The sequence below is a fragment of the Mucilaginibacter sp. P2_D11 genome (assembly GCF_056404435.1).
On record NZ_JBFUEA010000008.1, the window covers coordinates 159,541 to 173,225 of the forward strand.

General features: G+C 46.3%; 13 protein-coding genes. 2 read left to right on the forward strand and 11 right to left on the reverse strand.

The features are described from left to right. The first annotated feature begins 223 nt into the window (after positions 1-223). Complete coding sequence (locus AC1DXC_RS14410) at positions 224-595, forward strand: DMT family protein (protein ID WP_477459849.1); 372 nt, start codon at positions 224-226, stop codon at positions 593-595. A gap of 47 nt (positions 596-642) precedes the next feature. On the opposite strand, the gene AC1DXC_RS14415 is transcribed toward AC1DXC_RS14410, so the two are convergent. The 6 genes from AC1DXC_RS14415 to AC1DXC_RS14440 all read right to left on the reverse strand — a co-directional run bounded on the left by AC1DXC_RS14415 (position 643) and on the right by AC1DXC_RS14440 (position 4,041). Continuing rightward, positions 643-1,020 (reverse strand): NTF2 fold immunity protein, encoded by a 378-nt coding sequence (locus AC1DXC_RS14415; RefSeq protein ID WP_477459850.1) that lies wholly within the window; start codon positions 1,018-1,020, stop codon positions 643-645. Between the two features lie 46 nt (positions 1,021-1,066). Beyond that, complete coding sequence (locus AC1DXC_RS14420; RefSeq protein ID WP_477459851.1) at positions 1,067-1,441, reverse strand: NTF2 fold immunity protein; 375 nt, start codon at positions 1,439-1,441, stop codon at positions 1,067-1,069. A 57-nt stretch (positions 1,442-1,498) separates the two neighbouring features. After that, positions 1,499-1,879, reverse strand: coding sequence for an NTF2 fold immunity protein (locus tag AC1DXC_RS14425; protein ID WP_477459852.1), 381 nt, complete (start codon positions 1,877-1,879; stop codon positions 1,499-1,501). 72 nt (positions 1,880-1,951) lie between these two features. Next, positions 1,952-3,313, reverse strand: coding sequence for a pyridoxal-phosphate dependent enzyme (locus tag AC1DXC_RS14430; protein ID WP_477459853.1), 1,362 nt, complete (start codon positions 3,311-3,313; stop codon positions 1,952-1,954). A 130-nt stretch (positions 3,314-3,443) separates the two neighbouring features. Beyond that, positions 3,444-3,800, reverse strand: a complete 357-nt coding sequence (locus AC1DXC_RS14435) for a DUF6169 family protein (RefSeq protein ID WP_477459854.1) — start codon at positions 3,798-3,800, stop codon at positions 3,444-3,446. A gap of 82 nt (positions 3,801-3,882) precedes the next feature. Then, positions 3,883-4,041 carry a hypothetical protein gene (locus tag AC1DXC_RS14440; protein ID WP_477459855.1) on the reverse strand — a complete coding sequence of 53 codons (159 nt, stop codon included), beginning with the start codon at positions 4,039-4,041 and terminating at the stop codon, positions 3,883-3,885. Between the two features lie 387 nt (positions 4,042-4,428). Here AC1DXC_RS14440 and AC1DXC_RS14445 point away from each other — a divergent pair, with 387 nt between their 5' ends. Next, complete coding sequence (locus AC1DXC_RS14445) at positions 4,429-5,880, forward strand: sialate O-acetylesterase (protein WP_477459856.1); 1,452 nt, start codon at positions 4,429-4,431, stop codon at positions 5,878-5,880. A gap of 42 nt (positions 5,881-5,922) precedes the next feature. On the opposite strand, the gene AC1DXC_RS14450 is transcribed toward AC1DXC_RS14445, so the two are convergent. From AC1DXC_RS14450 to AC1DXC_RS14470, 5 genes are read right to left on the reverse strand one after another with little or no spacing between them, the layout of a single operon-like run. Beyond that, positions 5,923-7,431, reverse strand: coding sequence for an NADH-quinone oxidoreductase subunit N (locus tag AC1DXC_RS14450; protein ID WP_477459857.1), 1,509 nt, complete (start codon positions 7,429-7,431; stop codon positions 5,923-5,925). Positions 7,432-7,437: 6 nt separating this feature from the next. Next, on the reverse strand, positions 7,438-9,042 hold the full coding sequence (locus AC1DXC_RS14455) for a DUF4139 domain-containing protein (protein ID WP_477459858.1): 1,605 nt from the start codon (positions 9,040-9,042) through the stop codon (positions 7,438-7,440). A 60-nt stretch (positions 9,043-9,102) separates the two neighbouring features. Then, positions 9,103-10,707, reverse strand: a complete 1,605-nt coding sequence (locus tag AC1DXC_RS14460) for a complex I subunit 4 family protein (RefSeq protein WP_477459859.1) — start codon at positions 10,705-10,707, stop codon at positions 9,103-9,105. Continuing rightward, a complete protein-coding gene (locus tag AC1DXC_RS14465; protein WP_477459860.1) occupies positions 10,707-12,824 on the reverse strand; it encodes an NADH-quinone oxidoreductase subunit 5 family protein in 2,118 nt (705 codons plus the stop codon). The genes AC1DXC_RS14460 and AC1DXC_RS14465 overlap by 1 nt, the downstream gene beginning before the upstream one ends. Continuing rightward, positions 12,821-13,684 (reverse strand): TonB-dependent receptor plug domain-containing protein, encoded by an 864-nt coding sequence (locus AC1DXC_RS14470; RefSeq protein ID WP_477459861.1) that lies wholly within the window; start codon positions 13,682-13,684, stop codon positions 12,821-12,823. Before AC1DXC_RS14470 ends, AC1DXC_RS14465 begins: the two co-directional genes overlap by 4 nt. Between the last annotated feature and the right edge of the window lies 1 nt (position 13,685).

Here is a 13,685-nt window from a genome sequence, read left to right on the forward strand (position 1 = left end):
CCGAACTTGTTTCGGGAACCCACACGGCAGGTAGCCGGTATGCAATTGGCAGCGCAACGTGGCGACTTTTATGATGAGGTGCTGAAACAAGTTGAGCATAAAGATGGTTTTCATGTGCAACGAAAGCAAATCAGTTTGTCTTTGTTTAATCCGTAAATCGATAGATTGTGTGAAGCTATCCTGTTAAATCCTTAAATCCCTTAATCCTGTTAACTCGTGTATTATGCGCGGACTAAAAACCATCCTCCTCCTTACAGTCTCCAATATGTTCATGACCTTTGCCTGGTACGGGCACCTCAAATTCAAAGAATACGAATGGGGCAAAAACCTGGGGTTGATTTCCATCATCTTTATCAGCTGGGGACTGGCATTTTTTGAATACATGTTCCAGGTGCCGGCAAACCGCCTTGGCTTTAAGGAAGACGGCGGACCATTTACCCTGGTTCAGTTAAAAACCATACAGGAGGCCATCACGCTTACCATGTTTATGGTGTTCACTATCGTTTTCTTCAAAACCGAAAAGCTCGGCTGGAACCACCTGGTAGGCTTCGCGCTGATTGTATTGGCGGTGTTTGTGATATTTAAGAAATGGTAAGCTGCGGATGTGCAGATTAGAGATTTACAGATAATTTTTGTTTAGTGCTATTTCCCTCCTTGGGTCATATAGATTACCTGTCCGGTTTTCGCATATATAATTATTTCAAATTCGCCGCCATGCGCCGCCCACAAATAACCTTGCATCATCCAATAGCCGTCTGCATATCCTACGGCATATGGCCTTTGGCTTTTCACCCAGTCCTCTCCGTATTCGGCAAAAAGGATGGGTTCAGCTGCTTTCACAAAGCTCTTTTCATTTGTTATTGTTACCTGTGAAACAGGGAATCGATGTGGGAGAAGTTTTAAACCCTCCAAATAGCCGTGGACAGAAAATCGGACTTTGCTAACGGGCAATGTCCTATTCTCCCATGTATTATCGCACCCCGCCAACAAAAACGCGCAAATGATAAGGAGTTTCTTCATAAATTGAATATACAAACTTGTATGTGAGTGAACTATGCAAATAGCCCTACCTTCCATGCTCCCAATACATTACCTCACTCGTTTTTCCGTAAAATATGATGATGAAGACACCCCCGTCGACATCAGGTGGCAGGTAACCATAAACTATCCAATAGCCATCTGCGGAGCCCACCGTGTAAGGTCTTTCGTTCCTAATTGTTTCTTTGCCATATATCGGGAATAATACCTCCTCAGCCGCAACTGCTGCGCTTGCCTCGTCTGTTATCACTGTTTTCGCAAACATCCGTTCAGGCAGTTTATGTCGTTTTACATAATAACTTATAGCGTTTCTCGATTTTTCGGTAGAAAGGTGCATCGTCTGCCAGGTATTGTCGCAACCGGCCAATAAAAACAAACATGCGATAAGGAGGATTTTTTTCACAAACTAAATATAGTAAAGGAACTTGAATTATTGAAAAACGCCATGTGGGCGTCGGTATTATTTTCCGTGCATCAAATGAATAACCTTTCCTGTTTTTGCATTAATTATAAGTTCAAACACTCCGCCATGATAACCTGGAGGCAAATAACCATAAATCATCCAATAACCATCGGCATACCCAACTGTATATGGCCGCTCATCTTTAATTTCTTTCTCACCATAAATCGGGAATAGAATAGCCTCAGCGGCTTTAACGAAACTTTTCTCGTCTGTTATCTTTATTGGAGAAACAGGGTATTTTCTCGGATATAACTTTAAACCTAATAAGGAAGCCTTAACTGCCTTCCTGACTTCATCAGCAGGCATTTGCATATTCTCCCAGGTGTTATCACAACCGGCCAGTAAAAACAAACATGCGATAAGGATGATTTTTTTCACAAACTAAATATAAAAAAAGAGGCGCAAATTATTGCGCCCCTGCTTGAATTATTTGTTTTCAATCCTTTATGCCTACGCCGATATCGCATTAATAATATCGTACTGCGTAATAATCTCGATCTTCCCGTTATCATCCTCTACAAGCACAGCGATGTTATCCTTGTTAATCATTGCAGATATCTTGTCTATAGCAGTATTCAGATCGATAAAAGGAAAGGGTGCTGTTGAAATGCTCTTTACCGGCTGCGATTTGATGCCGGGGTTTTCCATCAGCGAGGTGAGGATATCGCTTTCGGTAATCTTGCCGATAACCATACCTTTTTGGGTAACGGGTATCTGCGATATATTGAGCGATTTGATGGTGTTGATGGCCTCCAGCACGGTCTTCTCGCAGTCGATAGTCACAATTTCAGTGCTTTCTTTTTTGCTGAGGATGTGGCGGGCGGTGAGTTTTTCTTCTTTGATGAAACCGCGGTCGCGCAGCCAATCGTCGTTATACATTTTGCCCAGGTAGCGGGTGCCATGGTCGGGGAAAATCACCACCACCACATCGCCTTCCTTAAACATATCCTTCATCTGCAGCAGGCCAGCAATAGCAGAACCGGTTGAATTACCGGCGAAGATACCTTCCTTGCGGGCGATCTCGCGCGTCATGAGGGCGGCATCCATATCGGTTACCTTCTCAAAATGGTCTATCAGGCTAAAATCAACATTGGCAGGTAAAAAGTCTTCGCCTATGCCTTCGGTAATGTAAGGGTATATCTCGTTCTTATCAAACTCGCCGGTTTCCTTGTATTTCTTGAATACCGAGCCATAAGTATCTATACCGATAATTTTGATATCGGGATTCTGCTCTTTAAGGTAGCGTGCGATACCTGATAGCGTACCGCCGGTACCAACGCCTGCTACCACGTGGGTAACTTTTCCGTCTGTTTGTGCCCATATTTCCGGACCGGTTTGCTCGTAATGCGCCTGCGAGTTGCTCAGGTTATCATATTGGTTGGGTTTCCAGGAGTTGGGCACCTCGCGTTCCAGGCGCGACGACACCGAGTAGTATGAACGCGGGTCTTCCGGCTCCACATTGGTGGGGCATACGATAACCTCGGCCCCAAAGGCGCGCAGGGCATCGAATTTCTCTTTCGATTGCTTATCCGTACTAGTGAAGATACATTTATAGCCCTTTATTACCGCCGCAATAGCCAGGCCCATGCCGGTGTTGCCCGATGTGCCTTCTACGATGGTGCCGCCGGGTTTCAGTTTGCCGCTTTTCTCGGCATCCTCAATCATTTTAAGGGCCATGCGGTCTTTTATAGAGTTGCCGGGGTTGGTGGTTTCAATTTTAGCCAAAACCGTGGCAGGGATGTCTTTTACTACCTTATTCAGTTTCACCAGCGGCGTATTGCCAATGGTTTCGAGGATGTTATTGTACCACATAATCTAAATATCTACCTTAATTACCTGCCGGTGAGGACACCGCCAGGGCGGGGACAGGTTAGGCTTCAAAATTAGCTTTCTTAAATGATATTTTGGTTATGGAATGGTAAATACATCGCGATACCAAATCTCAACTCTCATCCATCAATCTTTGAAATTTTTCTATGATGTAGCCGGCCAAAGGGTTGTCTATATTAAAAAGAAGTGATGAATATATTTCATAACCATATGAAGACCGAATAACATAATCATGTTTTCCGACAAAGTCGTATTCTGCTTTCGAGCGGTCATACCAATATTCAAATACATTATGCCTTTTGGCTTCCCTGTCGTCGGTACTATCGCATACGTAAAAAATCGTGTTAGAATCTTTCCTTAAAAATTCACCGATAATTTTTACGACTGTATTCTTTACCCAGAAATCAAACATGTTTGTTTCCTCATCAGGATATAAAGACAAAGAAAAAGTACTTACGTCTTCAATCAAATAGACGCTTAGCACTAATGTATAAGTAACGTTAAATCTTGTGGTAAAATGGTAAATGAAGCCATCGGGAGATGACTTTACTTCATATGAGTTTTGCAAGTTTGATATCTTTCTCTTTTGCCAACTCTGTCAATGATTTTTTATCGCGGATAGCTTCCTTGATATCCCTTTTATCTTCCATCATTTTTTTCATGAAAGCCGGAATACCATCTGGTATTTCTTTTTTACTTGAATTTGCCATGATGTTTGCTTTAGTTATACAAATATACGAAATAAACTATTTAAAGTTTAAATCCACTTACATATGCGCCTTCAGCAAAAAAAGGTTAGGCTTCAAAATCAGCTTTCTTAAATGCTATTCTTTCAAAGAATAGCATTTACATCTCCTACTTGACCGCATAAATGCAACATCAGTATTTCAAAGCCAGCGGGGCAATGCCATAGGTCAGAGAAAACAAAAGTGAATATAAAACCTGTTGCTATTTTAAATATAAAAGTTCATTTTTATATAGCCATTGTTATAGCCTTATCAGCACCATAGAACCTGTAAGTATTTTAAACCGGGCGTTTGTACCCGATAGGAGGGAAATAGCTAAAACAGGTGAGCGCTTGATATTTTGACTATAGAATGAACCTTAAACCACTGCTTTATTTGGCATTAGTACTGCTGCTGATTGTGCAAGGCTGTAAAAAGGATGCCGTAATTATCCCGGATCCAAAGCCCGACCCAAAGCCCGATGTCACGACGCCACCCGTAATTGTTCCGTTTTCGGTTAACAACGTTTTACAAAGTAATATGGTGATACAGCGCGACAAGCCTTTCACCGTATGGGGAACGGCTACCGCCGGATATAAAGTAACCGTAAAGGTGAGCTGGAATGTTAATGATTTTGCAACCACCTCCGATAAATATGGCAACTGGGCTATCGCCATCCCTGCCGCGTTGGCAAATATCACTCCGCAAACCATCACCTGTAAAACAGGTTCGGAGGATGCTGTAGTATTAACCAACATTTTAATTGGCGATGTGTGGGTGTGTGCCGGTCAGTCGAATATGGTGATGCCGGTTGATAAGATCTCTCCATTCAATGGCGTTACCAATTACCAAAGCGAGATTGCGGCGGCTGATTACCCGCTGATTCGCGCCAGCACCGTTCGTCAAAAGCTGGCATCGCTGCCTTTAAGCGCTTTTGCATCGCCCGCAGGCTGGGATGCTTGTTCGCCGGGAACCGTAGGTAAATGGAGTGGCGTGGCCTATTTTTTTGCGCAAAAGCTGTTCAAATCACTACAAGTGCCGGTAGGAATTATTATATCGGGCGTAAACGGGTCGTACTGCAGGGATTGGTCGGAGGGGGGAGACGAGTTTAACGGGATGATCAGTCCGTTGAACAGGCTTTCCGTCAAAGGGTTCATCTGGTACCAGGGAGAAAACGACTCGCACGTTACGCCGGCAAGCGACTACACCAGCCTTAACAAAACCCTCATCAGCCAGTGGAGAACTAGTTTTAAGCAGGGTACATTACCTTTTTACTATGTGCAGATGACGCCATTTGCCGAAGATTATTATAACACCACACCCGTGGGCGGCGATCTGAAATCCGATTATTATGCGCGGTTTAGGGAAGCCCAGGCAAATGTACGGGACATGCCAAACAGCGGGATGGCTATTACGATGGACGTTGGGGAACCCGATAACCATCATCCGCAAAATAAAAAACCTGTAGGCGAACGTTTAGCCTTGTTAGCCTTAAAGAATACCTATGGGTTGCCGGTGGAATGTACGGGCCCGCAATATTTATCATGGTCGCAAACGGGTGATAAGGTTACGCTTAACTATATCAACGGAACAGCAAACGGGCTAAATACCATCGATAATAAGCCGCTTAACCAACATTTTTATGTGGCTGGTGCCGACCATGTTTTCCGCCCGGTGGTTGCCGCAATTCAGGGAAAAACTATTGTGTTAACTACCAGTGCAAATGTTCAAGCCATTAGGTATGCTTTTACAAATGCGCCCGTAACCAACCTGCAAAATTCAGCGGGTCTCCCGGCAGAACCCTTCCGTACAGATAACTGGTGATTAACGGTTCTGCTAACTAAGGCATCCTTATCAAAAGAATGATTAAAGGTGCCCCTTCAGCAAATCGGGGAATACCCCAAACACAATCAGCGCAATAGCAATAACCACCGATAACACCACCAGCTTTATCGACCATCTGTTCTCGCTCAGCAAAAGCTCGGTACGCTTGAGGAACAGGTTTAGCGGTATCTTGATATAGTAGAACAAGGCCACCACCGTAGTCAGCGCGCCGGTGCCCAGCATGGCCAGCAGCCAGGGGTCTTTAGTTTGCTGGTAAACGCTGTAGGTGGCCGAAAATACGAACAGCTTGCCCGTAAAACCGGCGCTTATGGGGATACCTGTTAAGGACACCAGCACCACCACAAAGCAAACCGATGCCAGCGGATATTTAAAGCCGAGGCCCTTATAATCGCGCACATCCGTAATGCCTTCGGCGTTTTCGAAGTAGTTGGTCAGCGCCAGGGCGGCTATGATGCCCAGGCCATAAACAAACAGGTAATAGATGAGGGCAGATAAACCATCGGGCGTAAAGGTTACCAATGCCATCAGCGCGAAGCCCGTATGCCCAATGCCCGAATAAGCCAGCATGCGTTTCACATTGTTTTGCAGCACGGCGGCAAAGTTGCCGGCTATCATGGTGGCAATGCCGATGCCCGCCAGCACCAGCCGGAAATCGAAACCCTGCCAGCCTTTATAAAAAGCAAACGGCGTTACAAAGTTCACCAGCAGGGCAAATGCAGCAATTTTGGGCAGCGACGACAAGTAGGCCGTAACCGGAGTTGCCGCTCCCTCATAAACATCGGGCACCCAAAAGTGCACCGGTACAAATGATAGTTTAAAACCAATGCCCACCAGCACCAATACCAGCGCAAAAGATACGCTGAGCGGGTTAACCTGCATCAGGTTGGCTATCATGGGACTACCCACCGTTAGGTTAAGCGAACCCGTAAAGGCATAAATAAGCGATATGCCGTACAGCATTACAGCAGATGATGCCGCGCCGAACAGTACGTACTTCAGCCCCGCTTCGGTGGTTGTCAGCCGTTCGGATTTATAGGCCACCAGCAGGTATGATGCGATGGATACCATCTCTATAGCCAGGTAAACCGATAGCAGGTTTACCGCCATGATCATGAGATGCAGCCCCAATACCGAGCCCACCACAATGGTGTACATATCCGACAGGCCCTTTTTATGCGCCTTCAGTTTATTATCCCAGGTAAAGTACAGCAACAGGATGAAGGTTAGTACATCGATAACCATCTTGAAACTAACAGCCGGGCCATGCAGCGCCAGCATACTGCCGAACAGGTATTGCGTATCTATACCATTCTGCATCATCAGCTTCTGGTCGTAATCCATCACCAGCACCATTACCATACCCATGCAGGCTATAGCACGGCACAGCCAGGTAGAGGTTTTGCCGAAGAACAGATCGGTAAGCAGCACCAAAACAAACAACGCAGTTAAGTAAATCTCGGGCTTAAAGTAGGTTAAACTGCCTAAAACATTACTTAACTGGTTGGGTATATCGTGCGTTAGCTGCTGCATTTTTTATTATTGTACTAGTACGCTTTGGTTTTTGGGGTACTTAACCGTGTATTTTACCCGCAATTGTTTTACGGCCTGCGGCTCCAAAGTAAACGTCCACGACAGCTTGCCGGTGGCTTTGTCCATTTCGGCCCCGCTGATGTCCTGAGTATCTACTTCGATAGCACTGTTTTGCGAAACCGGTACCTGGTCTTCTACCAACAGGTTGATGGCTTGCGTTTTGCGGTTTTTGATGGAGATGCTCCAGTCGCGGGTTTCTTTCTTGCTCGAGCCGAATATGCCTTGTTTATCGGCCAGTTGGGTTTGCATCAGGCGTTTCACAACGATGTTTTTATCCACGCCCAAAGATAAGCTTAAGGTATCATTCGCCGCGCGGGTATCCAGCCTCGATTTACCGATAAACGTACCCTCGAAGAACAAATTAGCTTCGCCCGATAGGAAGTTGTACTTGGTCCAGTCGGTAATGCGGGCGGTGAGGAACACATCGGTGCTCAGTTTCGGCGCGGCGTAATATTGGTAAGTGGCGTTGGTGGTCACCTGGTCTATCTCTACCGAGTACTGCTTGCCGTCGTTAGGTATCGAGAAAGGGTTCTGGATATTGAACTCCATACTGGTTTGGTTCTCGGTGGTGACGACATCAATAGCACCGGCATCATCGACTTTTAAACCCGGTACTTTGCTTTTTAAAGCATTAGTAACAACTACTTCGTTTAAATTATTTGAGGCATAACCCCTAATCATCACCTGTGGATTGTACGCATAAAGGTAATACGGCCTCAAGTCCGGCTTCTGTCCGCTAACCGATGGGTCGCCGGTAGATAGGGTGAGTTTTACGTCTTTCCAATCCTCGCCACATTGTTGCGATACATTGGCTTTGTAGGCAATCACTACCGGACTGCTTACATTTTTGGCGCGGATATCATATGTAGGCTGCCAACTGGCCTGGCCCACCACATACGTAATGGTAAAGGTTGATTGCAGCGCTGCACCCGAGGACACATTTACCAATATATTGCTGCTGGCGATGCCTCGGGTGTTTATCAATTGGTTTACCTGGCTATCGTATTTTCTTAATTGCACGTTCAGTTGCGCAATTTCTGCGTTGATGGCCAGTTCTTTCTTTTTTATTTCGGTGAGGCGGGCGGTCTGGAAATCGAGTGCGGCGCGTAGTTTGATAATATCCAGCCCTGCGGTTTGGCCGTTGCTTACCTGGTTTTTGGTCAGCATATTGGCTTCCTCCTGGTTAATGTTCAGCAGGGCCGTTTGCAGAGATATTTTATCACGCAGGGTTTGCTGCATGGCTTGCAGCTCTTCTAATTTTTTGGTTTTCAGCTGCTCGCCCAGGTAATTCAATTCGTGTTTTACCGATAAGATGGTGAAATCGCCGGTGGCGCGTACCTGTATGCTGGCCGGGTCCAACTCGGGCGATAGGTTTTCGAACGACAGGGTGGAGGTGCCCGGCACCACGCTGGCCGTAGCCGTACGTGTAACCTGCGCCCCGCTGAGGAACACGGTAACTTTTTCTACTTTGGTGGCTACCTTCTGGCCGTCTTCGGCACGGGTAAACTGGAATGATATTAACAGGCAGGCAATAAGCAATAACTTCTTCATGATTTATTTTATTTACCTGTAAGATGCGTTTGCCTGTTGGTTTCCATAAGCCTGCAACAATTATTTTATGCCGATGAATTGCACCAGCGCCAAAACTGAATCGTTTATTTTATCGAACACCAGCGACGGCATCAAACCTAAACCTAAAGCGATGAGTGCCAGCGGCAACAGCGTAAGGGTTTCGCGCAGGCTGATATCCGTGAGGGCTATCTTCCATATCTCGCCGCCCTTAAGGCTCAACTTGCCAAAGAACATGCGTTGCAGCGTCCATAGGAAATAAGCCGCGCTCAGCAAAATACCTACCGAACCGCAAATGGCCATCCAATAAGGCAACAAGCCGTTAACCGAATGAGATTTGAATGCACCTGCTAAGGAGAACGCCTCGGCCACGAAAGCAGAGAAGCCCGGTAAACCTAAAGAAGCAAAGAAAGCCACCATTACATAAACTGTGTAACGCGGCATCAATGAGCCGAGGCCGCGGAAATGGTAGATGTCGCGGTCGTGCACGCGGTTGTAGACAACTCCCACCAAAAAGAACAGCATGGTGGAGAGGAAACCGTGGCTCACCATCTGCATCATGGCACCACTGATACCTTCGGCGGTATTGGAGGCTATGCCAAGCAGCACAAAGCCCATGTGTGATACGGAAGAATAGGCGATTAATCGCTTTAAATCGCGCTGTGCAAGGGCGTTGAATGCACCGTATAATATGGAGATAACACCTAAGAGGCCAATCCAGAATGCGCCGCTATGCGCTACATCGGGGAAGATACCCAGGCAGATGCGGATAATGCCATATCCGCCGATTTTTAGCAGGATACCGGCCAGTATGATGGATACCGGCGTTGGTGCTTCCACGTGTGCATCGGGTAGCCAGGTATGCAGGGGTACCACGGGCACTTTAATAGCAAAAGTGATAAACAGTACCACAAAACCCACCGATCGAGCAGGCATACCTAAAATGGTGCTATGCGCTATGGTGGAGAACACCGAGCCATTGATATAATTGGCCGGGTTCATCATTTGGATGATGTTGAAGGTATGGTTGCCTGTTGCAGGGTCCTTCACCGAAAGATACAGTCCCACCATCACCAGTAGCATAAATACCGAACCGAAGAGTGTGTACAGGAAAAACTTGATAGCCGCGTATTCGCGCCTGGCGCCGCCCCACATGCCTATGAGGAAGTATAGCGGCAGCAGCATCAGCTCGTAAAAAGTGTAGAACAGGAAGAAATCGAGCGCGCAGAACACGCCGACTACCGCCATATCCAACAGTAAAAACAGCGCGAAGAAACCTTTAAGGTTGCTTTTTATCTCCCAGGAGGCCACAGCAGCTACCACCATAACCAGGCAGGTCATCACCATGAGGGTGATGGAGATACCGTCAATCCCCACGAAATATTCTATCTGCATTTTGCCTGCTGCACCGAGGTCGAGGTGTATCCAGGGGACTTTCTGCACGAATTGGAACTGCTCTTCGTGACTGATGCCGGCAAATGGCGCCCCCGTCTTAAAATTCATGTACATCCAAATACTCAGCCCCAGCTGTACCAGCGTGGCCAAAAGCGTAATATATTTAAAGCTGGCCCGCAAGGATGAGGGCAGCAGCAGGATGATGAATCCGAACAGTACAGGGGTGAATATCAGCAGGGTTAATATGTTCATCAGGCCCAAATCAATTTAATAATGAAAACAGCAATTACGGCAAGCAGCATGCTGTACAAATAGTATTGCACTTTGCCCCCATGGAAACGGCGCGCAAAGTTACCTATCGAGGCTACCAACTTAGCCACCAGCCACAGTACGCCATCCACGATATATTTATCGCACCAGGCGGCGGCTTTGGCTATGCACTGGCCGATGCGCTCAAGCAAGTGTATAAAACCGTCGATAATGTTGCGGTCTATCCAATAGGCTGCGCCGCTCAGCCAAATTACGAACTTTACGATTACGCGCCTATAAAAACGGTCGATATACCATTCGTTGTAGGAGATGCGATACCAGAAATTAGCTTGCGGCAATTCTGTACTTCTTATTATACCGGTGTTCATCCAATATGCGGCATAAATCACCCCTATCGACATAAGAGTAACAAATAGCGGAATTTCCCAATGAATTGCGCTTGTCGCATCACCCAAGCGGGAACCCGCAAAACCTTCAAATAGCCATGACTGCTCGTAAGATAATGGGTTCAGTGAAAACAGCGGAAATAAACAACAAAGTGTAAGAAATATCAAAGGCAAGTTATACCGCCAACCTAATTTAGTAACGTGGATATGAAAGCCCGGTTGAACTTTTCCCGGCCTTAATTTGCCGAAAAACACTTTTACAATAAGCCTGGTGATATAATAGGCGGTGAGCAAACTTGTTGAAAATGCGGCTATCGGTATCAACTTAAAAATTTTCGGCTTACCATTTGCCCATTCGAAGGCCTGGATAAGGATACCGTCTTTCGACAGGAAACCCGAGGTCAATGGGAAGCCTACCAAAGCCAAACCTGCTAGTAGTGCGGCGATAAAAGTCAGCGGCAGTTTTTTGCGCAGGCCACCCATGTGACGGATATCTTGCGGGTCAATATCGAGGTTGTTATCTTCCTTGATGTGTTTGATTTGGTGGATGACAATACCCGCTACCAAAAACAGCAGGCATTTGAAAAAGGCATGCGTTACCAAATGGAACAGCGACGATGAATATGCCCCAACGCCCATCGCCATTACCATATAGCCTAATTGAGAAATAGTGGAGTAGGCCAGTATTCGCTTGATATCATTTTGTGTGAGCGCGATGGTAGCTGCCATGAAAGCTGTGAAACAGCCGACGATGGCCAATATGGTGAGTTCCTCGGGACTAAAGAATGGATAAACCCGCCCCAACAGGAATACCCCGGCAGCCACCATGGTTGCCGCATGTATCAATGCCGAAACCGAAGTTGGGCCTTCCATCGCATCGGGCAGCCAGGTATGTAATGGGAATTGGGCAGATTTTGCGGCGACCGCTAAGAAGATGCCACCGAAGGCGATATAGTGTAAAACGACGGGCGGAAAAAGTGGCGAAAAGTTTACCCAGACCGACTCATTAGATGCCGGCACACGCAATTCATGCATTAACGCCCATGCGCCATCTTTAACGGTGATGAAAGACGTTAGTCCTTTCTCGCCAAATATTTTATCGATATCGAATGTGCCATATAAAACAAAGAATATCATGATTGCCGTCAGCAAACCGATATCGCCTATCCTGTTCATGATAAAGGCTTTTTTGTTGGCTTGTACCGCGCTGTCCCTATCATACCAGAAACCGATAAGCAGGTAGCTGGAGAAACCTACCAGTTCCCAAAAAGCGTAGAAAGTAATCAGGCTGTCTACCACCACCAAAGCCAGCATGCTGAAACAGAAGAAGCTTAAATAACGGAAGTAGCGGCTATAACCGGTATCATCCTTCATGTAAGCCGTAGAATAAATATGCACCGGCAAGGCAATCAGCGATACCAGCACCAGCATCAAAACCGATAGATTATTGAGCAATACCCCAATCTGCACCTTGGTTACACCAATGGTAAACCACACCTGCTGCATGTGGATGGTATGGCTATCCCACACCCTAAAGAATACACTAAGCGACAACACCGCACTGCCCATAATAGCCAACGTAGACACCCAACCCGAAGCCTTGCTTTTGCCCAGCACCAAAAAATTTACCACAAAAGCAGCAAAAGGCAACACCACGGCTATAATAGCCAGGGTTACGGTTTGTGCATCGGTATGGAGGGTGGTTGGGTTCAATTTTGTTCGGTTTTTAATTCAACGCCTACTATGGCAGGTTTCCAGCCTGTTGCGGTTTGCTTACGTTTGGAAAAAGAGATCGATTTTATGTCTCCGTCTTTCAGGTCGTATAGAACTTTGGTTAAGGCTGCTGAGCTACCCTGTCGTACACTGCCATCGTTCCACATCAGATACGTTAACCCCGTATCATCTCCTTTATGCGTATCAAGGTAATCCTTGTATTCCTTTGAAAACGCGCTCAACTTCTTTTGATATTGTTTAATCGCCTCTTTACGTGTGATGATAATTATGGCACCGTCATCTGCCCTATTGATGTAAGCGCCTTCATTTGCCACATTCTTTATTGCAATGATCTCGCCAACGTCTTTAACCAAAACATCGTCCGGTCTGCCATTAAATGGTACGCCATCCACAATAAATAAAGGATGTTTATTTACAATTACCGAATCGATTCGGTAGACAGAATCGCCGTTAAGCCTTTGCTTTGTTTCTATCAAAAGAACACCATCGGTAGCTAAACTACCATAGTTCGCTTTTGCCGCTTCGTACTTCAACACCTTAATGTTTTGGATATCGTTCGGGTTAAGCTTACTTATATCGCCGTTATAAAACCTGCCGTTCACTAGTATCAACGGCGTATGTTTTGATTTGGCACTGCCGGAAACCCTTTTTACGCCCCGCCCCCTGGTTTGCGCCGAAGCGGCCTTGTCCATCATCACCAGGGATAAAAACAAACCCAAAATGGCAACCCGCGTCGTCCGCATTTTTTTATTTAACACAAAGGCAGCAAAAGGCAGCACCACGGCTATAATAGCAAGGGTCACGGTTTGCGCGTCGGTATGGAGGGTAGTGGGGTTCAAT